Here is a 23,123-nt window from a genome sequence, read left to right as displayed (position 1 = left end):
TATGGAATCATGAGCGAAGTTGACCACCCCATTGCCCGGATGGCATTCTTTGATACTTACCAAACGCTGGGGGTTGCCACTGAAAGAATGGGCATTACGCCGGAAGGATGGGTTGCTATCGTTATGTTTCAACAACATACTTGCCCCAACTGCGTCTCTACAAACGTAGTGAAAAATGGGTCGACCTACTAGGGCGTGTTGACAATTTGGGCCAAGATCAGTTCGATGCCCAGCTTCCGGCATTGAATGCCCTGCAATTCGTAAATCAACGGAAGCCCTTCCATCATTCTTTCAAAGGGTTGGTTACCTTACCAGTAGAATATTGCCTTTTTTCTTATAAGTCAATTCTATTGGGCTATTCCAACGACAGTAACTTAATACGTATGTATATAAGCCTTGTGGACAGGCAATGGTTCGGGACGTGCCATCCCAAGATTGCTCACTTACATTGGAATGAAAAACAACTTCTCCCCAACGGTTAAAGATCGTTAATTCAGTTGCCAGGCTATCTTCACTGAATAATTGAAGATAGTCATTGATACCATCAGCGTTTGGTGAAAACACATCCGGTACATAAATCTGAGGAGGGCATAGGTCTACCTCAAAAACATGGTTGATGGTGCAGGTCGCAGAACTTGCTACTTGAACGGTATAGCTACCAGGTTGCGAAACCTCTACATTGGCTGTCGTTTCACCAGAGTGAAACCAGCGATAGGTAGAATTTAAATCCTGCGTTTTAACCTCCAGGTGTGTCTTGCCATTTTTAAGACAGGGTGAAGGGGTTGCCACTAAGTTAGGCAAAGGTCTCACATCGATATAGATACTATCCTGAACGGGAAGCCCGCATGCATTCTGATACGAAACAGTAAATAGCTGGCTAGTACCCAGTGTGACGGTCGGGCTTCGAATAGTAGCGTTATCCAGAAGTGTGCCAGGAGTCCATGTGTAAACGCCATCCCGTGACTGGTGAGCACTGAGCTGAACTCGTTCAAAGGGGCAGGTGGTCCATGAGCGAGTCATGGATTGCAAACAAACTGTTTGTCGGCTCACATTCATTCCAGGGCCAGTTGACCCGGTTATTCCCCACCAGACCGTTGAAGAGTCGCTAAATACATCCTTTATTAAATCAACCTTCAACGAAATCCTTAGTAGGCAATCAAGAAAAATCTCCAATTGGTTTGTTCGAGCCTTCCAATTGATATGAACCAAGTGATCTTTGCCATCTTTTAAGGATGTATTAGAAGGTAAGGCCGGGACTGGTCCCGTCAGATTCAAACTCGAAGCGTTATCTATGTTACCATCTTTATTAACGGCTATGTGGTCAAAGGAGGTATTACCTGTATCAAATTCAACACCTATAGATGGGGATATTCCCATATAACCCAGTTGGTTATCAAAGCCACCAAGTGCGTCAGATCGCTGGGCTTGTAATACAAAAACAAGACCATCACCTCCCTCTTGTTGATTCCCCAAATTGAATGTAAATTCCCAACTAGCTGATTGAGAGAGATCGATTTGATACTGACTCCAAATTGCGCCTGCCTGATTGGGAATGTTATCTGTAATCTGATAACAGCCTGGAGTGCCTGCCTGCACGGTGCTTCCTACAAGTTGAAACTGCCCCAACAATCTGTGCGAAATGAAAAAAGTAAGCCCCAGTAAAAGCCCTAGCCACCGCATGTTCCAGCCTGATATACACCTGTCACTGTCGAATTAACAGACAAAAGGGTGCTTTATTGCTGGTTATTATAATTGTGTTAGTTGTTCTTTAATTAGTGCATTGTTTTCTGTGAGGAGGAATAATACCGGTGCAGTAATTACATGACCCGGTTTGGGCGAATCCTCGACTCCTGTAGATTTTTTTGATCAGGGAAGGAGTTCAAACAATAACGTGACCGCACCCCCCAATTCAATCTGGTCGCCGTGCTGAAGCGGGTAGGTCATGCCGGCAATGTCGGCCCGGTCCACGGTTTCGTCGGGGTGAAAAATCTTCGTTTTGTTGCCGCTGGCCGGAAGCCCGCCCGGATCGACCAAAAGCGTGTAGTTCTGTTGCCCCGGATTGTACCGGATCGTTGCATGAGCCCGGCTGACGGCCCCGTTTCCGGCTCCTTTCTGCGGGTCAAAACCGGGGGCGTCGTCGTCCAGAACCACAATATCATTGATCCGCACCCGGCCCGAAGCCGTCTGGGTCGTCGGCCCGCGCCCGATGGTAAAAAGCGTCTTTTGTGCCGGATCAAGAAGGTATTCGGCCTGCTCGGTCTGGCCAACCAACGTCCGGACGCTGGCCTGGCGAACCGGCCCGTCCGAGCGGTTGGTATCCTGCACGGCCAGGCCCAGGTTGCCTTCTCGGTAGGAGCAGGGAGGTAATTCATCGCGAAAAAAGTCGACTTCAAACCGCCAGTCTTTTGGCAATGAAATGTAGTTGTCGGCCAACTGACGGTTCAGTTCGTCCCGGAACTTGCCGGGCTGGCTGGCCCACAGAGCCACGCGGTAGACCTGCTCTTCTTCGGCATCCCGGCACTGCACCAACAACCGGACGCCCATCGGCGCGGTATCCGGTTCGTTCTGGTACGCCCGCAGTTTCTCGACCACAAACCCGATCACCTGATTCCGTCGCTGGGCTGCGGGGGGCGGTCCGGCTGGTTTCGGTTTGGGGGGAATGGGGGTGACCTCGTTTTCAACCGGAAGATGGGTCGACGGCGACGAAGGCGTTGACCCGAAGCCGAAGGCATTTTTTAGCGTTTCCAGAAAGCCCATAATTGGGTTGCGGTTTTAAATTAAAAACTACCTAAATACCCCCGTTTTTGCAAAATAGGGGCTACCACGGTATTCGCCAACCGGACGGCATCGGCCGACGAATCGCCCAACTCGATCCGCACGCAAACGACCGTGTGCGAACGTCCCTTGGGCGTGGGGGCAAAAAACACGTACCAGCCATCGTTCACCCGTTCACCCAGCACCATGCGTTCGGGAGTGCCGGTTTTTCCCGCCACCCGAACCGCGCTGATTTTGGCGTTGCCCCCCGCCGGATTTGACTGCCGGATCATGAAGTCCGTCAACTGTTCTGCGTACTCTGGTCTGCCGATCGCCTGCCCCGCCGGGATGGGCTGCGGTTTTCCGGCCCGGTTCAACACGTAGCGCGAGGGTTGCAACACGCCCCCGTTGGCAATGGCCGACGCCATACGGGCCATCGACGCCGGGGTAGAAGTTAGTTGGCCCTGCCCCCAGGCCAGTCCCGAAAACTCGCCCCGGTAGCGCCGGGGATACCGGTTACTCAGGTACAACTTCCGGCGCACCACAAACGACGAGTCGCGCCAGTGTTGACGAATCTGCGTTTGTTCGGCTTCCGTATGCGTATCGGTGTACGAATAACCGCCAATTAAATCGACGTTCATGCCGGTTTTCAGGTACAGGTCCGCCAGTTGGTTGTCCAGGGCGTTGTCGTTGGCCAGCCGGATAAAGTACACGTTGCTCGACCGAACGATGGCTTTCTGCATATCCACCGATTCCCCGCAGGGCTCCGACTCGTAGGTGCCCCGGCGGATGATCTCCTGACACGAAACCGGGTAGCTAACCGCCGAAGCCGATGCGCCCAGTTTGTTAAAGGCGGCCATCGCGGTCAGAATTTTGGCCGTCGAACCCGGCGCGGTCGGGTAGGTCATGCCCAAATCCCGCTCTGTGACGCGGTAAGGGAGCTTCATCCGGTCGCGATCGGCTAGCAACATCGGCTCGGGGGTTTTCAGGTTCGGCAGCGGGTGCAGGGCCGAAGCCAGCACGTCGCCCGAAGCCGCGTCGAGCACCACCACCGACAGCCGGTAGTCGCGGTAGTCGGACGTGGCCAGCGCTTTTTGCAAGGCCACCTGCAATTCGGCGTTCAGGCTCAGGTGCAGATCCCGGTTTTGGGCCTTGCGCCGTTCAACCTCGCGGCTGTCGATCCCGGCCCGCAGCGCGGGAGCCAGTTCACTGTAATCATAAACCGTCAACGTCCGGCTTTGTTGCACCGAAGGGCTGAAGCGGTCGGCGCGGTAATCGGTTGTGACCAGGTTCGTTTTGCGGGGTCGGCTGTTAAACCCGCGTAGTTCGCTGAAGTGGGTGGCTTCGGCAAAATAACCGTTGCTTTGTCCCCAAAACAGTTGCGTATTCAGATCACCGACCCAAAAGAACAGGTGTTCGCCGAACGGATAATAGCGCCGTAACCGCTTCTGGGTGAGTTTGTTCAGGGCGTCGGCGTCGAGACCGGTTTTTCGCAGACGGTTGGCCTGTTTCGTCACCACGTCCGGCGAACTGCTCGCCAGCACCAGTCCGTTGCGGTCGTACAGCGTGCCCGAAGCCAGTTCGCGGGTCAGCCGTTCAATGCGTGGATTGTAACTGTACACCGGATCGCCGGTGCGCGTCACGACCCGCACCGGCCGCACGATGTACTCATTGCCCCGCCAGCCAATCACCGGCAACAAACGGCCGATCAGCACCAGCACGCCAATCAGAAAACCGGCGATTCCGGCCATTAAAACCGCATCGTAGTGTTTTTCGAGGTATTGCCGCTGGCTGAGTTGGCCGGGTCGGTGCGCCACGCTGAAAACCGCCCCCAGGGCCGTCAGGTTGAAAATGAGCGATATTTTCCCATAACTCAAAAACGGTACGCTGATGCCCGTGAGCGGCAGCAGACCAATGGAACCGCCCGCAATGATCAGAAACTGCACCCCGGTGGCGATGGCAATGCCGGCCACCAGAAAAAAGCTGAACGGCTGACCCGCGCGCCGGGCTTGCAGGAAAATCCGGTGTAGCAGAATGCCGAACAGCAGAAAAACCGCCACCAGTCCCATACCGCCCAGTTCTTCGCCGATACTCGGCAAAATCATGTCGGTATGGGCGGCTGGCATGGCGGCCGCAAACCCCTTTCCCAGTCCCTGACCGGTCCAGCCGCCGGACGACAAGGCCCAGAAGGCGTGGGCCAGGTGGTCGCCCCCGTAGACATCGTTGTTCCAGGGACTGAGCCACATCGCTTTCCGGTCGGCCAGGCGGCTTCCCACGTAAGGCAATAAATCCCCGAAGGAAAACATCGCCAGCACGAGCAGCAGCAAAACCGGCGCTTCGGTAAACAAAGCGGCCCAGCCCAGCCCCGTCGTCGAGCGGGCGTCGCCCCGCCAGAACAGGTAACCGATCAGAGCGCCAAAACTGAGGAGGAGTGCCAGCCAGCCGGGCAATAGCCACAACGCCACGCTGTAGCCGATACCCGTGGCTAAGGTCAGCGCCAGATTGCCCCGGGCGATGCTGTAAAACAGTAAAAACGTGAAGCAAACGACCAGCGCCGGGCCCATGTCGCCCAGCAGAAGGTACAGCAGCATGATCAAACCAGCCCCCGCCAGCGCGCCGAAACTGACCGAAAACCGCCAGCGCAAATCGGGTAGTTCGCGGATGGATTGCTCGTTGGCCGCAAAAAAACCGGCAAAAAACAGCAGCAGCAGGTATTTCGTGATTTCGCTCGGCTGAAACGTCAGGCCCGGCAGCGATAGGTTGACCCGGACGCCACTGCCTTCCGGCCCCGTTCCGACGAGCAGCGTCAGCACGGCCAGCCCGATGGCAATCACCAGCCAGGTCCAGCCCACCAGCCGGACCGACGACCGGTTTCGGAAGGTCACCAGCCCGTCGAACCGCCAGTCGGCGTAAAACCGGCCAATGTTCAATTGCGACAACACCGTCAGGCCCAGCAGGCCCAGGGCGACGCCCTGCAACGTCTGCCAGGCGTAAAGGGTGTCCTGCAACGGGTCCTGAATCGCCAGCAGCGTTAGCGTGGAAATACCGGTGAGCAGCATGACGATGGGGAGCAATAGCGCGTCGGGCTGAAACCGGCGGAGCGTCCAGAAGCCCTGCACCAGCCAGAACGCCAGCAAAAACAAGACCGCGATGGCCCAGAACTGAACCATGAAGGCGGTGGGCGTCCGGACGACGAAGGCCTGATCGGCTTTCAAAGCCCCGTAAGCAACCGAGCCGATGAGCCGGAGCTGGTGCGGGCGGGTGGCAAACGAATACGACTGATCGCTTGATAACCGGCTCGTACCGCGTCGGCTGCCGAACTCAAAACCGGGTTTCAGCGGCACCACACTGTAGGCGGAATCAGTTTTCAGGCCCGTGAAGGCAAATTGCCCGTCGGCATCGGTGCGGGTATAAAAATACCGATCCGGTAGGGTGTCGGGCTGGGCGGTGGGCGGATGGCGTTTGAGTTGCACCAGCACGCCCGCGATCGGTTGCTCGTCCTGCGTAACCCGGCCCGTGATGGAGCGGTTTCCGCTGCCGACTGTCAACGTGGGCATGTAAGGTTTGGGACGGGTTAGTTCGCGGACGTACAGCGCCGAGTCGAAACCCATCTGCTGACGGGACAATTGCAGCCGGTTTTGAAAGTCCGCACCACCAACGGGGCTCCGCCAGGCCAGCGGAGCCCGGACCGAAAACGCCCGCTTGTTGATCGCTCCGAGGTTTTCCGGTGACCCTTCTTTGACCAGTTTGACGGCCAGTGAATCGGCCACCAGCGCCCGGTCTTTGGCGTCGGTGTAGTAATTGCCGCTGTTAAGAAGCCGCTGGATCACAGCCGGTTTTAACCCCGCTGTCAGCGTTAAAGCCCGTCCATCCGCGAGTGACTGCCCGACCTGGTTTAACGTGGGCAACAGGTTGATGAACAGCCGGGTAAACAGCAGCAGCAGTAGGAGCGTTGCTCCCAGCAAGTACAAACGTCCGGACGGGCCAGGAAGGGGTTTCATGCGTTGGGGAATGAGGGCGTTTACGATTTTACGGTTTTCAGTATACAGTTTTCAGCTTTTCCGTTGTCACTCGCCACAGGCGAGTGACAACGGAGCGATAACGGAAAAACGCAGCGCAACTGTAAACCGTATACCGAAAACCGTAAACAATCAATTGGTTGAATCCGGGCTGGTTCGGATGGAATCCGGAACCACCGGTGGCGGATTCCGATTTGTTGAATCGGTTGCTGCGCTGGATTCCGTGTCGGTTTTGGTGGAGTCCGTCGGGGTTTCTTCTACCGAAAAATCCTCCGATGAAGCTGCTGTATCTGCCTCCATCGGTTCGGCGTTCAACGAATCGGTGACTATGCTGGTGGAATCCGACGCAGTTTCAAAACCGCTGCTGGTCGGTTGGCTCCGGTAAAAAACGAAAAAGCCAATCAGGATCGCCACCACAATTACGCCCAGCGTCACCCAGGTCCAGTTCATGCCCGAAACGGGTTCTTCATCGTACTCAGGAATGGGGGCCTCCGATGGGGTGGGCGGAGCCAGGGGCGCCGGAGCTGCCAGGGTTCGTTTCGGGATCGGGGCTGGACGATCGGCTGCTGGGTGGTTAACCTTCCATTGTTCCACATTGGCCTGCCCCAGAAGAACCCGTAACTCGTTGACTTCGCTCAGGCGCTGGGCAGGATCTTTGGTAAGCAGCCAGCTAATCAGAGCTTCCAGACTGGGCGGTAGCGGCTGTTCCGGCGGCAACAGCGTCGGCGGATCGGTTTTCATCACCTGACTCATGAAGGAAGCAATCCCGGCGCTATCGGCTAATGAAAAAGGAACCCGACCGGCGATGCACTCGTACAGCACGACGCCCAGCGAATAATAATCCGTCGCCACATCGACCCCACGCGGGTTGTCGAACTGTTCCGGAGAGGCATATTCGTAGGTCATCAGCGACTGGCCCGTCATGGTCTGCGACTGTTCGCGCAAGCGGGCGACGCCGAAATCCGTCAGCAGAAAATGGTATTCGCCACTGGGCAGCAACCGGTACAGAATGTTTTCCGGCTTGATGTCCCGGTGGATAATCCCGCGCGGGTGAATAGCCTTGAAGGCCTCGGCCATTTGCAGCCCCAGTCGAATGGTGGCCGACGTATCAAGCTGTTGCTGCGTCGTTAAGAGCGTACGAAGACTGCCTCCTTCGATCCACTCCATGACAATAAAAGGCATGGCCAGATCCAGTGCTACTTCCCGAACCCGGACCACGTTCGGGTGCCGGATGTCGGTCATCAGTTGCGATTCGAGCCGGAACCGCCGGAGCGTTTCAGCATCGGTATTGAGGGCAAAATGCTTGATGGCGACCAGATCGCCCGTCGCCAGGTGTCGTGCTTTCAGGACCCGGGCGTTCGAGCGGCCGATTTCGCCGATGATCTCATAACCAGGAAAATGCGTATTGATGCTTTCGGTTGGCATCCGTTCAGTCGTTTAACGAGTCAGTGGGGACCACGCGGATCAGGGAATCCAACTCTTTGGGAAAATCGTACTTCAGAACTTTGCAGGAAACTCGGGTGCCCCGCTCGCTGTTCGGCGCCTTCTTGCTGCGGGACGAATTGGGTTCTACGTTGTTGAAAAACACCTTTTCGGTTTTGAATAACCCGCCATTGTCTTTGAAATAACTCACCTGAACCGCCACGGAAGGAAATTTCAGGTCGCTTGGGTTGGTCAGTTCTACCTGAATGTTTTTGATGCCACCCAGAAACCCTACCTGAAAGTCGATCACTTCGGCGCTCAGGGATTTTCCGGCGGCCAGTGCTTGCTGCCGCAGTTGCTCCCGCCGTTGAGCTTCTTCAGCTTGCCGCTGCAACGAGTCTTCATCTTCCGAAGCAGATTCTTCATTCGCTTGCTGGTCATCCACGGCCTGCCCGCTGATTTGTCCGGTGGTGGTATCGGTAGGACTCGGTTGCTGAAACAATGGTTTGGCTCCCGGTTTTTGGAAAACGTAATACAGTCCAGCGCCACCAAGTAGCAGAGCCAGGACCAGAACTGCCCACTTTAAGGGATTTCCTGCCGGTTTTTGGGCGGATGAAGAAGACGGTTTTGGTGAATCCGAAATCGGTTCGGGAAGCCGGTCGGTGGGCTGGGCGGTTTGGGACGCGGTCGGTACCTGAACCACCGGCGACGGTGCCGTTGGCTTGCCACCGGTTCGGCTGGCTTTTAAGTAGTTCAGTTCGGCTTGTTTTAATTGCCACGTCAATTCGTCGGGATCGCTGAGTCGATCGGTGGCTTTTTTTTGCAACAACGCCTTCAGCAGATCGACAAATGGACCGAGCAACGAATCCTGACTAGACACGGTAAGGGCGGGTGGGGGATCATTCAGGACTTTGTTCATGAAGGTGACAATGCCCGCGTGGTCGGCCAGCGCAAACGGGACGCTTCCATGCAGGCATTCGTACAGCACCACGCCCAGCGAATAATAATCCGTTGCGGTGGTCAGTCCTTTCGGGTCGTTGAACTGTTCGGGCGACGCGTATTCGTAGGTCATCAGCGACTGCCCCGTGAGCGTAGTCGACTGCTCGTGCAAGCGGGCAACACCGAAGTCGGTCAGCAGAAAGTGCAGTTCCCCGCTGGGTAACGGACGAAACAGAATGTTTTCCGGTTTGATGTCGCGGTGAATGATGCCCTGGGCATGAATGGCCCGGAATGCCTCGGCCATTTGCAGTCCCAGCCGGATGGTAGTCGGAATCGAGATGCGGTTTTGGCTCGTTATCAGTTGCTTAACGCTTCCGCCCTCGATGAGTTCCATGACGATGTACGGAAGCTCGGCCTCCAGTTGCACTTCGCGAACCTTGACGATGTTGGGGTGGGCGATGCTGGTCATGATGGCCGATTCCCGCTGAAACCGCCGGAGCGTTTCGTCGTCGGTATTGAGCGCAAAGTGCTTGATCGCCACCAGATCGCCCGTAGCCAGGTGACGCGCTTTGAGGATGCGGGCGTTGCTACGCCCCAGTTCGCTCAGTACTTCGTAGCCGGGAAATCGGGTATCAAATCGAATGGTAGCCATCAGGGACGAGTGGGTTGGGGCGTTTCAGGCCGGTTTTGTACCGAAACCTCAAAAAGAACATTGCGAAACGTGTCCTGCCGAACCACGGCTTGGATGGGCTGGTCCACGTCACGAAAATACACATTTGAAAGTTGAATCGGCGTGGTCGGGCGGGTTTCAATGCCGATTTTAAAACCGCTGATCAGCAGGTTCTCCAGGTGTACCGGACCCGAACGGGTGATTTTCAGGGCGACGGAAGCCTGTGCGGTGTCGGCAGGAAGCAATACCGTCAGGCCAGGTCCGCCCACAATGCGCAGCAATGAATCGGTCAACAACAGCGGTTTGTCCAGCCGGAAGGTGTCGGCGGGCAGCGCGAGTTGCCGCGTTGGGGTTCCGTAAGCGAGTCGCAGCAGCGAATCCAGCCGGGAGGTTTGGATAGGAACAACCTGACCGGCCGTTCCCGTGGTCAACTCGTCAAGACTTTCCTCGTTCTGCAGGCTGGCGGGTTGATACTGGTACCACACCAATCCACCGATTGCCGCCAGGAATAGCAGGCCGAGTAGTACCCAAATACCGTTTGAACCGGATTTGCGCAGTTGCGTCGAGTTGGCGGTTTTTTCCGGAGAAACCGGCGGTTCGGCCGGAACCTGGCTCGCAACGATTTTTGGGGCCGTTCGACTCTGCGCGTTCGCCGGTTTGGAATGGTTTTTCGCCAGCACCACCGTAATGTTATCGTTGCCGCCCTGCTGATTGGCCAGTCGGATCAGTTCGGTCGCCTGGGCTTCGAGCGAGAGCTTTTGGTTGAAAACCGCTGTGATTTGGGCTTGCGTAATCATATCGGTCAGGCCATCGCTGCAAAGCAGGAGTTGGTCGCCGGGTTCGAAACCGGTTTCGCCCGACTCCAGAAAATCCGGATCATCGACCCGGTGGGTCAGTGAGCCGAGGTCGCGCAGAATCTCGTTCCGGCGCGGGTGCTGCATGGCTTCGGCTTCGGTCAGCTCGTTGGCATCTTCCCGAATGCCGACGAGTGAGTGGTCGTGGGTCAGTTTTTCGAGCGCTCCCTGCCGAAACCGGTACAGGCGCGTATCGCCCACATGGACATAGTATGCTCTATTAGCCTGAGCGTCGGCCACCACGGCGGTCAGAACACACGCCATCTGGCCCAGTTGCGGGTTTTGCTGCCGCTGGGTGTTGATCTGGTTGTTGGCAAACACCACCGCTTCACGCAGCATCGACAGCGGATCACCGGTGGGCGTCGCCATATACTGTTCGATGGACTCCTTCGCAATGGCAGCCGCCCGGTCGCCCCCGGCATACCCGCCAACGCCGTCGATGGCAGCCAGCAGGGCGCAGGTTTCTGACCAGATCGGAGCGCTGATAAACGTATCCTGGTTGTCTTTGCGACGTTGACCCACGTCGGTTTTTCCGGCTATTAACATCGAATTCATTCGGATAGGGAACGGAGAACAGGGTATTAAAAACCGCTTGGAAATTCAACCCGAAAAACCGGCGGTTGTTTCCTCAACGGGGTAAATCCCGAAAATGGCTGATGACGAGAAAACCCACAAACAGCAGTAACAGGATGACTAGCAGGGCGTCGAACATCGGCTTAGGGAATGCGTTGAAAATGTAACGTAACCATGCTGTTCAGCAAAATCTGGGCTTTGTCGGGCAAGTTAAACCACTGCGGACTGGCGGGTTCGCTGCGCGGAATAAGCTGCTCGTTGACCCGTGTTTCGTTGCGGCTGAACGAGGTGATCTGAAACGACTGGGTGTCGTCGTTGAAACGAATCCGGGCGTGCGGGTTAGATACATAGGCGGATTCGACCAGCAGGTAGTTCGGGAAATGCTGGTTGTCGGTTTCCTTGCGGGCCACCACGATCTCGCGGTCACGCATTGTGTAAACGTCTTCTTTGTTGAGCTCGGCCATGTAGTACTCAATCCGGGCCAGACCGGAGCCGGGGTTTCGGAGTGGTGCCGGAGCGTTGCGGGTGGCGTTGTCCGGAACGGTCGGCGGCTGCCGGGCGGTTTTGGCAGTTGTGTCAAAGCTAAACTTGACGACAAACGCGCCCGGTTCGCGGAAATCGATGTGTTGAAAGGTATGCGGGTCAATATCGACTTTTTCGTAGCGGTTTGTCTGCTTCACCCGGCGTGTCACGCGCAGGCTGTCGACCGACGGAGCCGGTGAATTGCCCGGCAGAATGCCCGTCAGGGCACCCACCACTTTCAGATCCCCCGGCGTGATGGCTTCCCCTCCAAACTCCCGGCCACCGCCGAATTTGAAAAACCAGCTTGCCGCTACCGGTGCGATGCGCTCATAGTGTGATTTCTGCGCTTGAATGATCGCCGTGAAAGCATTCACTGCTTCATTCACGATGACCGGAAAGGCGTTTTGGCGTTCCTCGTAAGTCTCCGGGTGGAGAATGATCAAAAAGTGGGCGTTGAACAGCAGACTGCTGCCGACGGATTCCCGCTGGATGGAATCTTCGAACGAAGCGACCAACTCGTTTAAGATCCGGGTGTTGCTGACGGTGGTTTTCGGCGGGTTCTGGGCCTGACTGGAAGGTACTAAGAGACTGCCTAGTTTGCCAAGCCAGCCGGAGGGTTGATCTGCCATCTGAGCGCGCTATTGGGGGTGGTTCTGCCTACTGTAACGATTAAAAACCGCAATTTCGTTTGACGACGGAAAACTTGTTCGATGAGGAAGCACGGAAAACAGCAAGTCCGCCAACTTCACGCGTCGGCGGACTTGGATAACAAGCAAGAAAAGTTTGTTAATCAGCTGACTATCAGTATTAGAGATTTATGACTATTCTTGTCGGCGGATGTAGTCTAACTGCTGTGCCCGCCTTTTGAGCCGCTCGAATTACCGCCCCCGCTCTTGCTGCTTTTGCTGCTGTTGGTTTTGGACGTACCCCGGCGTCCGCCCGTCGAACCGTGTTGCGGACCGTTGCTTTGTTTGTCACCGGCGGCTCCTCCTCCGAGCATTTCTTCATACTCCTTCAAATCCTTGTCTGCCATAACCGTGGTGTTTAAAGTACTAATGATTGAATGTTGTAACCGGCCGGTTGGTGGGATGGTTTGAAAAAAAGAGGATTTGTTCCCGTTTGGGTGAGTATTCCGAAACCACTTACTAACTCTGTCCCGAGCCTGCGTCGTTTGGCCTGATTTCTGCTCAATTTTGTTTAAAAACCCCACTTTAACCGTCACTATGCCCCGTCACCCTCAGCCTAACCGGTATTATTATGTGCAAACGGAACCGGTTTTACTGACTGATTCACATCTTGACATGGCCTCGGTTCGTCCGGCTCCCATTCGATTGTCTAAAACCTGGTTGAGTGCTTTCGGCTTTCGACCCGATTCGCTGGGGCATTCCTGGGTGCTGAACGATGTTCGGCTGATTCCGGGTACCAACTGCTGGCTCTGCGTGGAAACCCGCCGGTATCTGCGGTATGTACACGAATTGCAGGACTTGTTTGAAGAACATTTTGACCTCAACTTATCCCTGAAGATCAATCGGAACGCAGCATCGGACATAAATCCAGGTCATCGGATGCGCTCCTCAGAAAACTTTTTTACCCATCGTTAACTTTCAACCCGGCCTGACGGCCGGGTTTTTTCGGGAAAAGAAGGGCATGTAGTTGGACAAAATCGGTATCGCTAAAGCCATTAGCTCATTGATACACTCACATCAGGGCTGCTGCCGGAGGATGAGCATTGCCGAGTTCGACTTGAGCTTAAATCCCTTGACCTGCTTTTCAACGGCATATTTATCCTGGTTGATCAGCAGGCTATCACCCTGAACTTTCCACTGAAAAATTGTATCCCGTGAAACCATACCCAACTGGGTATGAACTATCCCCTCACCGCCTTTCGTAAAACTGTAGATCGCCTTTGTGTTAACCAAAACCGCCAGCCGGGCGCTGTCCAGACCCTGCGTTGAATCGACGTTGTAGCTAACTTCAAACTGTTTGCTGGCCAGATCAAAATCACGCAGGCCGGTTTGGCAACCCATTATTCCCATCAGAAGCATAGCCACTCCAAATTCAATTCTCCTCATTGTTGTTCCCATTTAATCGCCTGCCAAACCCGAAGCGGTACCGGATTAACCCGAAAAACCGGCCTTGAGTCGCTAAAAAATAGGGTACGGTCCAAAACCCGATTGGGAAACGAATGGTTGAACCTTAGAGCCTTTCTTAATCTGGCAGGAATGCAGAAACAAGCAACCCCAATCAGCAGCAGCCTGAGGAAAGTCGGCTGGTCGATTTTAGTAAGCCTATTGGTGGCGCATACCGGCATGACCCAGTCGAATCGGGTGCTGGAACACCATCGGATTGGCTGGTTTGTGTATAACGGCGACCACAAAATTAGCCAGCATTGGGCGATTCATACCGAGTATCAATGGCGCCGAATCAATTTCATCCGGACCTGGCAGCAGTCCCTGGCGCGGGTGGGCGTAACTTACGAACGAAATGCCCAACTGGCGGTCAGCGCAGGCTACACCTACTTTGTTACCTTTCCCTACGGCGAGTATCCGGTGGCGGATGCGGGCGTGCCGACCTCCGAACACCGGGCGTATGAAGATGTCCAGCTCAGTGATCAGGTGGGGCGGGTCGGCCTGACCCACCGGTTTCGGCTCGAACAGCGGTGGCTGAGCGTCGGGGCGGAGGACAACCCGCGCCGGATTGTCGACTGGGAGTTCCAAAACCGGGTTCGGTATCAGTTGGCGGGGGAGGTGCCGCTCAACGGTGCTACCATTGACGATGGCGAGGTGTACCTGACGTTTTTCGATGAACTTTTTATTAGCTTCGGACGTAATGTGGGGTTGAACGTTTTTAATCAAAACCGGCTGTCGGGCGGGCTGGGCTACCAGATTCAGGATAATCTGAAGCTGGAACTGAATTACCTGAACCAGATCAGCCAGCACCCCGAAGCGGAACCGCGCTCGGGAAAACCGGTTTTTGAAATCAATAACGGTTTTCGACTGAATGTAAGCTGGGATCTGGATTTTACCGGAAAATGAAAATCGGCTGCTCAGGCGGTTTTTCCTCGGAAGCTGGGAGCCAACTACGTGCAGGCCGGACTCTGGCGGGGGTTTGCCATCCGGGACGGCAACCTGATTACGGGACAACAGAACTTTAGCGGGGCCGAAACCGCCCGGGCAATTATCGAAGCCCTCGGGGAATGATCACCCGTTCGGCCTTGGTTCAGGCTGCCAAAAACCCGGTTAGTAGTCCTGGGAGCGTTATCGTATTGCTTCATTTTAACCCAAACGTACAGCGTCAAAAATCAATCCATGATCATTGCAGTCATTGGCTCCGGAAATGTGGGCGGTGCCTTAGCCCAACGGTTCATTCAGGCCGGGCATACAGTTTTGGTGGGTGCCCGGTTTCCGCTCTCGGAGAAGTCGGTTAAGCTGGCTGGCAAAATAGGCAAAGACTTTGGGCCAGGATAAAAATAAACAATCGAATAAGCACTCATCCCGTTACTTTGGCCATCTTTGTTCCGCAGCAATCAGGCATCAATGAGAAATACCATGAAACCAACCCAGCAGACGTTGCCGACCGAACAACGAGCCGAACTACTCTACACATTGGAAATCCGGTTTGAGAAAAACCGAAACCGCCATCCCGGTCTGGAATGGGCCGACGTGCAAGTCCGGCTGGAAGCTAATGCTGAAAAGCTGTGGTCGCTGCAGGAAATGGAACGAACGGGCGGAGAACCGGATGTGGTGGGCCTGGATACCGGGACGGGGGAATTTCTTTTTTATGATTGTTCGGCGGAGAGCCCGAAGGGCCGCCGAAGCATTTGTTACGATCATGAAGCGCTGGAGGCCCGGAAAGAAAATAAACCGGCTAATAGCGCCATGCAGATGGCCGGGGACATGGGCATTGAGATGCTGACGGAAGCGCAATACCGGGCGATTCAGACCCTCGGAACTTTCGACACGAAAACGTCGAGTTGGATCCAAACCCCGGCCGACATCCGAAAGCTCGGCGGTGCTCTTTTTGGGGATTATCGCTACGGCCATGTCTTCGTGTATCACAACGGGGCCGAGTCGTACTACGCGGCCCGGGGATTTCGGGGAGTGCTCCGGGTTTGAAAACCGTACCTGGAAGCCAATCGTTTGGTGATGCTTCCGGCACCCACCTTGACTACGCCCGCTTGTAGCCTGAATCTGACTACTCGCGGGCAAATCTGTCGCCAATACTGAATACTGCCAAAAATACCGGTGGGCACAAAAAAACCGCCCAAATCAGGTGATTTAGGCGGTTTTTGCAGTCGGGGTGGCAGGATTCGAACCTACGACCTCCTGGTCCCAAACCAGGCGCGATACCGGGCTACGCTACACCCCGAAGAGAATTAAGAGTTAAAAAACTCCGCAGTGGAATGCGTCAGCCAACTCTTAATTCTTAACTCCTTTGCGGAGAGGGCGGGATTCGAACCCGCGGTACCCTTTAGGGGTACGACAGTTTAGCAAACTGCTCCTTTCGGCCACTCAGGCACCTCTCCAAAGGAACCCCACCGAACGGTCTTCTCGTCGTTGGGGTCACAAATATAGGGGTATTCCGTTCGTTTCGCCAAGGTTTTTTCTAAAAATCTTTCGTCGCATTTTCGCGATTCCCGTCCGGTATCCGATCATTTCCTCTATTTTCGCAGCAAAATGAACGAGGGCCGCGTCCGTCGGTACAGGGCCGAACGGTGGCCGTATTGGTTGGCATGAACTGGAATTACAGCCTGACCCAAACTGAGTATCTGTTCCTTGCGGTTTTCGGGCTGCTGTATGGCTACTTCTTTTTCCGCACGTTCCGGGTCGCCCGGTTATTGGGAACGACGGCCTGGGCCACCATCCCCAAATTTTTTTTACGAACCGCCTACCTGAGCCTGCTGCTCATCGCCTTACTCGGTCCTTCATTCGGGGTAGTGGAAAAAGAACTGGTGTCGGAAGGGAAGGATATTTACATCGCCGTAGACCTTTCGAAATCGATGGATGCCCCCGATATCCCACCGACCCGCCTGGAAAAGGTTAAATTCGAACTCAAACGGCTTGTCGAGGCCCTGCCCGGTAACCGCTTCGGCTTGCTGGTCTTCTCGACGGAAGCGTTCGTGCACGCTCCGCTTACCTCCGACCAGGGCGCACTGGCGATGTTCATTCAGTCGCTGACCACCCGGCTGGTGCCCGAATCGGGTACAAACCTCTGTTCCGCTGTCGAGCTGGCGCTGCGTAAACAACTGGCCGAGTCGGTGGATATCAGCCAAACCAAGGTGCTGGTGTTGCTGACCGACGGGGAGGACTTTGGCGAGTGCGATCCGTCGCTGGCGGCCCAGATTCGGCGCTACGGCGTTTCGACGTTTGTGGTGGGTGTCGGCACGGAAGACGGCTCGACCATCCCGACGGCTCGCGGCAACCTGCGCGATCGGGATGGCAACGTGATTTATACCCACCTGAACCGGAATTACCTGCGTCAGTTTGTGCAGGAAACACGGGGTGCGTACCTCGAACTGGCGTCGTCGTCGGCCGATCTGACTCCGCTGACGGCGGCCATTCAAAACCTGGAAAACCGCCTGGTCGATCAGCGAAAACTACAGGTTACGACAAATAAATACTATTACTTTCTGCTGGCCGCGCTGGTCCTGATCGCCATTGACCTGCTGGTAACCGTCCGAACGTTTAAGCTCTAACCGACGTTCCAGTTATTTGAAAGTGTTCGTATTTTTACGGACGTTTGAAGCCTGAACATGACCTACCTGATTCTTTCGGTATTGCTCTGGTTGTACGATAATCGCTCGTTTCAAAAGATTTCGCACGACAACGTTGCCCGGATTGAAGGGTTGCGGGCGTATGAGACTGGTAATTATAAAAAGGCGGCCGAACATTATGTGGCCCTGGTTAATTCCACGCTCTTTGTCGAGCCATCGGCTCGGCTGAATCTGGCGCATTCGTATTTTCAGCTTCGGCAATATGCTGAGGCCCAACGGCATTACCGGCTGGTGGCTCAGGTCGATCAGCCCGGTCTGGCGGCTACTGCCGAGTTGCAACTGGGCGTCATTGCGGTTATGCAGGGCGATTCGGCTGCTGCATTAACGTTATTTCGGAAGGCCCTGAATACGGTTCCGGGTTTCGAACCCGCCCAGATTAATTACGAATTGATTCGAAAGACGTACTCCGGAAAGCCCCGTACCAACTCTACGCCGACTCCCAAACCCCGGCTTCGGCAGCAGCAGATTGAAACCGAAGTTGCACTCGAAAGCGGCCAGGAAAAAGGCACCGAACTGGAACAGGGTGACAACAAAGACGAATTGCTGCGCCGGTTGCGTTCCCTGAATTTATCGGAGGAGCAGGCGCTGGCGATTCTGAACGCCATGCAGGCCAACGAAGTGCAGTACATTCACCAACGAAAACAGGCGTCGACGGCCAAAGACCGGCAACGGTTTAATACCTACTGATCGACGCCCATTCATCAACAAACCACAGTTTACTCATTAAACCATGAATGATGTAGTAATAATTTCGGCCGTTCGTACGCCCATTGGTAGCTTTGGCGGAGTGCTCGCTCCACTGTCGGCCACCGAACTCGGGGCCATTGCGATTCGGGCTGCCTATGAAAAAGCCGGTATTGCCCCCGATCAGGTCGATGAAGTGATCATGGGCAATGTAGTGTCGGCCAATCTGGGACAGGCTCCGGCCCGCCAGGCCACGCTCAAGGCCGGTTTGCCGGTCAGTGTGCGGTGTACCACTGTCAATAAAGTGTGTGCTTCGGGGACGAAAGCCATTATGATAGCTGCTCAAACGATCCAGTTGGGGCAGGCCGATGTGATTATTGCGGGCGGGATGGAAAGCATGTCGAATGCGCCTTATTACATTCCTAAAGCCCGGTTTGGCTACAAATACGGAAATGCCCAACTCATCGACGGACTGGCCAAAGACGGGTTGACCGATCCGTTTGACCTGTGCGCGATGGGGGTTTATGCTGATATTACCGCGAAAAAATACAACATCAGCCGCGAAAGTCAGGATGCGTATGCTGTGCAATCGTACCAGCGGGTAGCAAAAGCAACGGAAAATGGTAAATTTGGCGCGGAGATCGTTCCGGTGGACGTGCCACAGGGTAAAGGCAACCGGAACGTCAGCGAGGATGAGGAATACAAAAATGTGTTTTTTGAGAAAATTCCGAATCTGAAACCAGCGTTCATGCCCGACGGAACCGTTACGGCGGCCAATGCCTCGACCATCAACGACGGCGCTTCAGCGCTGGTGCTGATGAGCAAGCGAAAAGCCGACGAATTGGGCATCAAACCGTTGGCCCGAATTCTGGGGTATGCCGATGCGGAGCAGGAACCGGCCAATTTTCCGACCGCGCCCACGCTGGCCATTCCGGCGGCATTAAAACGGGCGGGTGTCAAAGCAGACGAGGTTGATTTTTACGAGATCAACGAAGCCTTTTCGGTGGTGGCGCTGGCGTGTAGTGAGTTGCTGGAAATTCCGCAGGAGAAGCTGAATGTGTTCGGTGGAGCGGTGGCGCTGGGGCATCCGCTGGGCGCTTCGGGCGCCCGGATTGTCACGACGCTAATGAATGTCCTGCACCAGCAAAACGGCCACATCGGCACCGTCGGCATCTGCCACGGCGGAGGAGGAGCGTCGGCGCTGGTGATTGAGAAAGTTTAACTTTTAATGATAAATGTAAAATGATGAATGTAAAAGTGGCGCTCCGGTTTAGAAACAACTTCTACATTCATCATTCAACATTTTACATTTGATATTCTTTTCCTAAAAAATGGGTATTTCCAAGCAGGCCATTAAAGAAACCAACTTTCAGTTTGACGGACAAACCGGTTTTTACCGGGGGAAAGTCCGCGATGTGTACCATTTCGAAGACCGGCTGGTGATGGTAGCCACCGACCGGATTTCGGCCTTCGACGTGGTGCTGCCCCGGCCGATTCCCTACAAAGGACAGGTGCTGAACCAGACCGCAGCTCACTTCCTGCAGGCCACGGCCGACATCGTTCCGAACTGGCTGCTGGACGTACCCGATCCGAACGTGACGGTGGGGCTGAAATGCGAATCGTACCCGGTCGAGATGGTGGTGCGCGGCTACCTGGCCGGTCATGCCTGGCGCGAATACCGGGCCGGTCGCCGGACCTTGTGTGGCGTTGCGCTGCCCGACGGTCTGAAGGAAGCCGATCGCCTGCCCGAACCGATTATTACACCCACGACCAAAGCCCACGAAGGCCACGACGAGGATATTTCGCGGGAAGACATTCTGGCCAAAGGTCTGGTGCCCGAAGCGGAATACGTACAATTGGAGCAGTATGCCCTGGCGCTGTTCAAGCGCGGGACTGAAATGGCCGCCGAGCGGGGGCTGATTCTGGTCGATACGAAATATGAGTTCGGGAAACTGAACGGACAGGTGTACCTGATCGACGAGATTCATACGCCCGATTCGTCGCGGTATTTCTATGCCGATTCGTACGCCGAAAACCAGCAGAACGGTGTTCAGCAGAAACAGTTGTCCAAAGAATTTGTTCGGGAGTGGCTTATCGCCAACCAGTTTCAGGGCAAAGAAGGACAAACCATCCCGGAAATGACCGACGAGTGGATTGAACAAATCACCAGCCGGTACGTCGAATTGTACGAAAAAGTAACGGGAAAGCCCTTTATTCGCTCAGAAACCGGGAATATTTACGAACGGATCGAAGAAAACATCCGCCGTTCCCTGACGGTTACGTATTTTTGACGCGGAACCAGCTCTATCCACGTATGAATTATTCCATTGAAAAGAACGAGCAGTACTCGCTCATTACGCTGAACGAACCGGTTTTTGGCGGAGAGGTGTCTGCCACGTTCGAAACCCTCAGCCGAAATCTGTTCCGCGAAGGGTACAGCAACATCATTGTCGATTTCGAAGCGGTTAAAGAGATTGAGGATACAGGCGTTCCGACGATTCGGAAGATCAACCGCCAGTGTACTAACGAATCGGGCCTGTTCATTCTGGTGACGAAACGCGATGAGGTCATCGATTTTCTGGATAGCGCCAAAATTCCGGACCTGACCATCCTGCCGACGGTGGAGGAAGCCGTTGATGCGGTGTTCATGAACGAACTGGAAAACGATTTCCGCAGCGAGGACGACGACAGTTACGAGTTTGGCGGCAGCGCGGAAGATTAAATTGCTTTTTCGCCATTTATCCTTGAAATTTACGAAGTCGACTTCATAAATTTCAAGGATGATTTGTTTTCTGACAATCTATTCGGAGTAAACCGCCCGCGCGGCTGACTGGTAAATCCGCTCCACAACTTCCTGCAAAATAGCCCCCTGTTCGCCCGTGCAGACGTTGGACGGTTTTCCCAGACAGGCATCCAGAAAAGCCGCTGTATTTTTAAGCTGAATGTCGACCGCGTCCAGGTGCGGGAAATGCACATCCGCCAGTTCGCCGGCCATTTCTGTGTAGAGCGTAAACGGAAACAGTTTTGCCCCGCCTTTGCTGCCAAACACCTCCAGGTTGCGGTTGATGTCGGCCTGGGTGTTCAGGGCAAACGACGACGACAGCATGATCGACGCGTTGTTGGGGAATGAGAGATGCGCCATGCAGGCATCTTCCACGCCGAACGTCTCCGGGTTCCAGGAACCCATCAGCCCTTTGCCCCCGGTTTTCCCGATGAAGTCATAAGTGTTCGCCAGAATCTGCGCCGGAACCGCGTAATCGAGGGCGCACAGGGCCAAATCGAGCACATGCACGCCCAGATCCATCAGCGCGCCCCCGCCCTGCATGGCTTTGTCGGTGAAATATCCCCAGCCCGGAATGCCCCGCCGACGCAGAAAATTCGCCTTGATGTGGTAAATCTCGCCCAACTGGCCGCCGGTTTTGCTGCGCATGAGGAGTTCCCATTCGCTGGTTTGCCGGAGTTGGAGGTTGTACGCCAGCGTCAGGCCCTTTCGCGTCGCCAGATCGGCCATTTCGCGGGCTTCGTGGGCACGAAGGGCAGGCGGTTTTTCGCAGAATACATGACAACCCTGTTCCAGGGCCTGGATGGCAAAGGGGTAGTGCAGGTTGTTGGGCGTGCAGATCACCACCACATCCGGGCGGCACTGTTGGTATAGTTCCGTCGCATCCGAAAACGCATTCGGTATCCCGTGTTTCTGCGCCAACGCCCCGGCTTTTGCTTTGTCACGGCTGCAAATGGCCACGATTTCGACCTGTTCAGAAAGGTGTTGCAGGGCCGGAATGTGGTTTTTATCGGCAATGTTGCCCCCACCGATGAGGGCGACTTTCAATTTCGACATTTGGAGAGGGGAGGTTGGGGTTGTTACACAGAGTTGATCAGAGAACATCAGAGTTCATCAGGGAAATACTCTGATCACCCCTGATTTCCTCTGATCAACTCTGTGTAACAACCTCGTTTAAATCACCACAAACTGGCTCAAATAATTCCTTGCGGTCAGGATGGCGGTTTGCACATCCTCGGCACTGCCTTCGTAGGCTTTGTCTTCCACCTCGATGCAAACCGGGCCGCGGTACCGCACGTCGGTCAGGGCTGCGAAGAAATCGCCCCAGCGCACATCGCCTAAACCGGGCAACTTCGGCGAATGGTATTCCAGCGGATTCGCCATGATGCCCACCCGATCCAGTTTGTCCCGATAAATTTTCACATCCTTTAAATGAATGTGGTGCAGACGGTTTTTGTAGTCATAAATGGGTTTAACCTCGTTCATCATCTGGAAGATCAGGTGCGACGGGTCGTAGTTCAGGCCCAGGATCGGCGACGGAATGATCTCGAACATCCGATCCCAGATGGCTGGAGTGGTCGCCAGGTTTTTGCCTCCTGGCCACTCATCGTCCGTAAACCACATCGGACAGTTCTCGATCCCGATTTTGACGTTGTTCTCCTCGGCAACTTTGATGATAGCGGGCCAGTGTTCGGCGAAGAGCTTCAGATTTTCGGTGATACTAAGTCCCGGATTGCGACCGATGAAGGTATTGACCACCGGAATATCCAATCGGGCCGCTGCCCGGATCACTTTTTTAATGTGTTCGCGGAAATAGTCGGCCTTTTTGGGGTCCGGATCGAGCGGGTTTGGATAGTAACCTAAGCCTGAAATATACACGCCGTATTTCTGGGTCAGCAGTTGAATGTGCTTGGCATCGAAATGCTCCACGTCGATGTGCGAAACCCCCGCATACCGCCGGGCGTCGGTGTTATCGGTTGGCCAGCACATGACCTCGACGCATTTAAACCGGTGCGTTGAGGCAAATTCCAGGACGTGTTCCAGATCGTATTCGGCCAGAATAGCGCTCACAAAACCAAGGTGCAGCATAGCGGGGGCGGTGTTGAAAACCGTACATCTTTTCAACGGTTTT

Annotated in this window: 20 protein-coding genes and 2 tRNA genes; 9 read left to right on the top strand and 13 right to left on the bottom strand. The window is 55.0% G+C overall.

Going from position 1 to position 23,123, the window contains the following annotated elements; translation table 11 throughout:
• Positions 1-303: 303 nt before the first annotated feature.
• From ACO2Q8_RS01510 to ACO2Q8_RS01475, 8 genes are all read right to left on the bottom strand, one after another.
• On the bottom strand, positions 304-1,680 hold the full coding sequence (locus tag ACO2Q8_RS01510) for a lectin-like domain-containing protein (protein ID WP_423343003.1): 1,377 nt from the start codon (positions 1,678-1,680) through the stop codon (positions 304-306).
• Between the two features lie 186 nt (positions 1,681-1,866).
• On the bottom strand, positions 1,867-2,757 hold the full coding sequence (locus tag ACO2Q8_RS01505; RefSeq protein WP_423343002.1) for an FHA domain-containing protein: 891 nt from the start codon (positions 2,755-2,757) through the stop codon (positions 1,867-1,869).
• A gap of 20 nt (positions 2,758-2,777) precedes the next feature.
• Positions 2,778-6,755, bottom strand: a complete 3,978-nt coding sequence (locus ACO2Q8_RS01500; RefSeq protein WP_423343001.1) for an FtsW/RodA/SpoVE family cell cycle protein — start codon at positions 6,753-6,755, stop codon at positions 2,778-2,780.
• A 150-nt stretch (positions 6,756-6,905) separates the two neighbouring features.
• Entirely contained in the window at positions 6,906-8,198 is a 1,293-nt protein-coding gene (locus ACO2Q8_RS01495) for a serine/threonine-protein kinase (protein ID WP_423343000.1), read from the bottom strand.
• A gap of 4 nt (positions 8,199-8,202) precedes the next feature.
• Entirely contained in the window at positions 8,203-9,786 is a 1,584-nt protein-coding gene (locus tag ACO2Q8_RS01490; RefSeq protein ID WP_423342999.1) for a serine/threonine protein kinase, read from the bottom strand.
• The gene (locus tag ACO2Q8_RS01485) at positions 9,786-11,213 is read right to left on the bottom strand and encodes a PP2C family protein-serine/threonine phosphatase (RefSeq protein ID WP_423342998.1); all 1,428 of its coding nucleotides are present in this window, start codon (positions 11,211-11,213) and stop codon (positions 9,786-9,788) included. The genes ACO2Q8_RS01490 and ACO2Q8_RS01485 overlap by 1 nt, the downstream gene beginning before the upstream one ends.
• Positions 11,214-11,374: 161 nt before the next feature.
• The gene (locus tag ACO2Q8_RS01480) at positions 11,375-12,382 is read right to left on the bottom strand and encodes an FHA domain-containing protein (RefSeq protein ID WP_423342997.1); all 1,008 of its coding nucleotides are present in this window, start codon (positions 12,380-12,382) and stop codon (positions 11,375-11,377) included.
• Between the two features lie 215 nt (positions 12,383-12,597).
• Positions 12,598-12,786 carry a hypothetical protein gene (locus tag ACO2Q8_RS01475; protein WP_423342996.1) on the bottom strand — a complete coding sequence of 63 codons (189 nt, stop codon included), beginning with the start codon at positions 12,784-12,786 and terminating at the stop codon, positions 12,598-12,600.
• A gap of 190 nt (positions 12,787-12,976) precedes the next feature.
• Between ACO2Q8_RS01475 and ACO2Q8_RS01470 the strand changes: the two genes are divergently transcribed.
• A complete protein-coding gene (locus tag ACO2Q8_RS01470) occupies positions 12,977-13,354 on the top strand; it encodes a hypothetical protein (RefSeq protein WP_423342995.1) in 378 nt (125 codons plus the stop codon).
• 102 nt (positions 13,355-13,456) lie between these two features.
• Here the strand turns inward: ACO2Q8_RS01470 and ACO2Q8_RS01465 are convergent, their stop codons facing one another.
• Positions 13,457-13,825, bottom strand: coding sequence for a hypothetical protein (locus ACO2Q8_RS01465; RefSeq protein WP_423342994.1), 369 nt, complete (start codon positions 13,823-13,825; stop codon positions 13,457-13,459).
• A 150-nt stretch (positions 13,826-13,975) separates the two neighbouring features.
• On the opposite strand from ACO2Q8_RS01465, the gene ACO2Q8_RS01460 reads away from it, so the two are divergent.
• The 3 genes from ACO2Q8_RS01460 to ACO2Q8_RS01450 all read left to right on the top strand — a co-directional run bounded on the left by ACO2Q8_RS01460 (position 13,976) and on the right by ACO2Q8_RS01450 (position 15,868).
• Positions 13,976-14,788, top strand: a complete 813-nt coding sequence (locus tag ACO2Q8_RS01460) for a DUF2490 domain-containing protein (RefSeq protein WP_423342993.1) — start codon at positions 13,976-13,978, stop codon at positions 14,786-14,788.
• 273 nt (positions 14,789-15,061) lie between these two features.
• Entirely contained in the window at positions 15,062-15,220 is a 159-nt protein-coding gene (locus ACO2Q8_RS01455; RefSeq protein ID WP_423342992.1) for an NAD(P)-binding domain-containing protein, read from the top strand.
• An 81-nt stretch (positions 15,221-15,301) separates the two neighbouring features.
• Positions 15,302-15,868, top strand: coding sequence for a DUF4256 domain-containing protein (locus ACO2Q8_RS01450; RefSeq protein WP_423342991.1), 567 nt, complete (start codon positions 15,302-15,304; stop codon positions 15,866-15,868).
• Positions 15,869-16,047: 179 nt separating this feature from the next.
• Here ACO2Q8_RS01450 and ACO2Q8_RS01445 read toward each other — a convergent pair.
• Both ACO2Q8_RS01445 and ACO2Q8_RS01440 read right to left on the bottom strand, forming a co-directional pair.
• Positions 16,048-16,121: transfer RNA gene (locus tag ACO2Q8_RS01445), tRNA-Pro, on the bottom strand.
• 69 nt (positions 16,122-16,190) lie between these two features.
• Positions 16,191-16,278 (bottom strand) — tRNA-Ser (locus ACO2Q8_RS01440).
• A gap of 207 nt (positions 16,279-16,485) precedes the next feature.
• On the opposite strand from ACO2Q8_RS01440, the gene ACO2Q8_RS01435 reads away from it, so the two are divergent.
• The 5 genes from ACO2Q8_RS01435 (at position 16,486) to ACO2Q8_RS01415 (ending at position 20,932) form a co-directional block, all read left to right on the top strand.
• On the top strand, positions 16,486-17,448 hold the full coding sequence (locus ACO2Q8_RS01435; protein ID WP_423342990.1) for a VWA domain-containing protein: 963 nt from the start codon (positions 16,486-16,488) through the stop codon (positions 17,446-17,448).
• A 57-nt stretch (positions 17,449-17,505) separates the two neighbouring features.
• Positions 17,506-18,213: a tetratricopeptide repeat protein gene (locus ACO2Q8_RS01430; RefSeq protein ID WP_423342989.1), complete on the top strand. Its 708-nt coding sequence runs from the start codon at positions 17,506-17,508 to the stop codon at positions 18,211-18,213.
• 43 nt (positions 18,214-18,256) lie between these two features.
• Entirely contained in the window at positions 18,257-19,432 is a 1,176-nt protein-coding gene (locus ACO2Q8_RS01425; protein WP_423342988.1) for an acetyl-CoA C-acyltransferase, read from the top strand.
• A 109-nt stretch (positions 19,433-19,541) separates the two neighbouring features.
• Positions 19,542-20,501, top strand: a complete 960-nt coding sequence (locus ACO2Q8_RS01420; protein ID WP_423342987.1) for a phosphoribosylaminoimidazolesuccinocarboxamide synthase — start codon at positions 19,542-19,544, stop codon at positions 20,499-20,501.
• Positions 20,502-20,524: 23 nt separating this feature from the next.
• Positions 20,525-20,932, top strand: coding sequence for an STAS domain-containing protein (locus tag ACO2Q8_RS01415; RefSeq protein WP_423342986.1), 408 nt, complete (start codon positions 20,525-20,527; stop codon positions 20,930-20,932).
• A gap of 78 nt (positions 20,933-21,010) precedes the next feature.
• Here ACO2Q8_RS01415 and ACO2Q8_RS01410 read toward each other — a convergent pair whose 3' ends face one another.
• A complete protein-coding gene (locus ACO2Q8_RS01410) occupies positions 21,011-22,048 on the bottom strand; it encodes a Gfo/Idh/MocA family protein (RefSeq protein WP_423342985.1) in 1,038 nt (345 codons plus the stop codon).
• 117 nt (positions 22,049-22,165) lie between these two features.
• A complete protein-coding gene (locus tag ACO2Q8_RS01405) occupies positions 22,166-23,080 on the bottom strand; it encodes a sugar phosphate isomerase/epimerase family protein (RefSeq protein WP_423342984.1) in 915 nt (304 codons plus the stop codon).
• Positions 23,081-23,123: the final 43 nt, after the last annotated feature.

The organism is Larkinella sp. VNQ87 (assembly GCF_049445795.1).
GTDB lineage: Bacteria > Bacteroidota > Bacteroidia > Cytophagales > Spirosomataceae > Larkinella.
The sequence above is the reverse complement of the archived record's forward strand: the minus strand, read 5'-3'. Positions and strand labels throughout refer to the sequence as shown.

What these genes read in the sequence shown, in the direction of transcription:
- ACO2Q8_RS01510 (WP_423343003.1), bottom strand. Translation starts at nt 1,680, where the DNA reads ATGCGGTGGCTAGGGCTTTTACTGGGGCTTACTTTTTTCATTTCGCAC.
- ACO2Q8_RS01505 (WP_423343002.1), bottom strand. Translation starts at nt 2,757, where the DNA reads ATGGGCTTTCTGGAAACGCTAAAAAATGCCTTCGGCTTCGGGTCAACG.
- ACO2Q8_RS01500 (WP_423343001.1), bottom strand. Translation starts at nt 6,755, where the DNA reads ATGAAACCCCTTCCTGGCCCGTCCGGACGTTTGTACTTGCTGGGAGCA.
- ACO2Q8_RS01495 (WP_423343000.1), bottom strand. Translation starts at nt 8,198, where the DNA reads ATGCCAACCGAAAGCATCAATACGCATTTTCCTGGTTATGAGATCATC.
- ACO2Q8_RS01490 (WP_423342999.1), bottom strand. Translation starts at nt 9,786, where the DNA reads ATGGCTACCATTCGATTTGATACCCGATTTCCCGGCTACGAAGTACTG.
- ACO2Q8_RS01485 (WP_423342998.1), bottom strand. Translation starts at nt 11,213, where the DNA reads ATGAATTCGATGTTAATAGCCGGAAAAACCGACGTGGGTCAACGTCGC.
- ACO2Q8_RS01480 (WP_423342997.1), bottom strand. Translation starts at nt 12,382, where the DNA reads ATGGCAGATCAACCCTCCGGCTGGCTTGGCAAACTAGGCAGTCTCTTA.
- ACO2Q8_RS01475 (WP_423342996.1), bottom strand. Translation starts at nt 12,786, where the DNA reads ATGGCAGACAAGGATTTGAAGGAGTATGAAGAAATGCTCGGAGGAGGA.
- ACO2Q8_RS01470 (WP_423342995.1), top strand. Translation starts at nt 12,977, where the DNA reads ATGCCCCGTCACCCTCAGCCTAACCGGTATTATTATGTGCAAACGGAA.
- ACO2Q8_RS01465 (WP_423342994.1), bottom strand. Translation starts at nt 13,825, where the DNA reads ATGAGGAGAATTGAATTTGGAGTGGCTATGCTTCTGATGGGAATAATG.
- ACO2Q8_RS01460 (WP_423342993.1), top strand. Translation starts at nt 13,976, where the DNA reads ATGCAGAAACAAGCAACCCCAATCAGCAGCAGCCTGAGGAAAGTCGGC.
- ACO2Q8_RS01455 (WP_423342992.1), top strand. Translation starts at nt 15,062, where the DNA reads ATGATCATTGCAGTCATTGGCTCCGGAAATGTGGGCGGTGCCTTAGCC.
- ACO2Q8_RS01450 (WP_423342991.1), top strand. Translation starts at nt 15,302, where the DNA reads ATGAAACCAACCCAGCAGACGTTGCCGACCGAACAACGAGCCGAACTA.
- ACO2Q8_RS01435 (WP_423342990.1), top strand. Translation starts at nt 16,486, where the DNA reads ATGAACTGGAATTACAGCCTGACCCAAACTGAGTATCTGTTCCTTGCG.
- ACO2Q8_RS01430 (WP_423342989.1), top strand. Translation starts at nt 17,506, where the DNA reads ATGACCTACCTGATTCTTTCGGTATTGCTCTGGTTGTACGATAATCGC.
- ACO2Q8_RS01425 (WP_423342988.1), top strand. Translation starts at nt 18,257, where the DNA reads ATGAATGATGTAGTAATAATTTCGGCCGTTCGTACGCCCATTGGTAGC.
- ACO2Q8_RS01420 (WP_423342987.1), top strand. Translation starts at nt 19,542, where the DNA reads ATGGGTATTTCCAAGCAGGCCATTAAAGAAACCAACTTTCAGTTTGAC.
- ACO2Q8_RS01415 (WP_423342986.1), top strand. Translation starts at nt 20,525, where the DNA reads ATGAATTATTCCATTGAAAAGAACGAGCAGTACTCGCTCATTACGCTG.
- ACO2Q8_RS01410 (WP_423342985.1), bottom strand. Translation starts at nt 22,048, where the DNA reads ATGTCGAAATTGAAAGTCGCCCTCATCGGTGGGGGCAACATTGCCGAT.
- ACO2Q8_RS01405 (WP_423342984.1), bottom strand. Translation starts at nt 23,080, where the DNA reads ATGCTGCACCTTGGTTTTGTGAGCGCTATTCTGGCCGAATACGATCTG.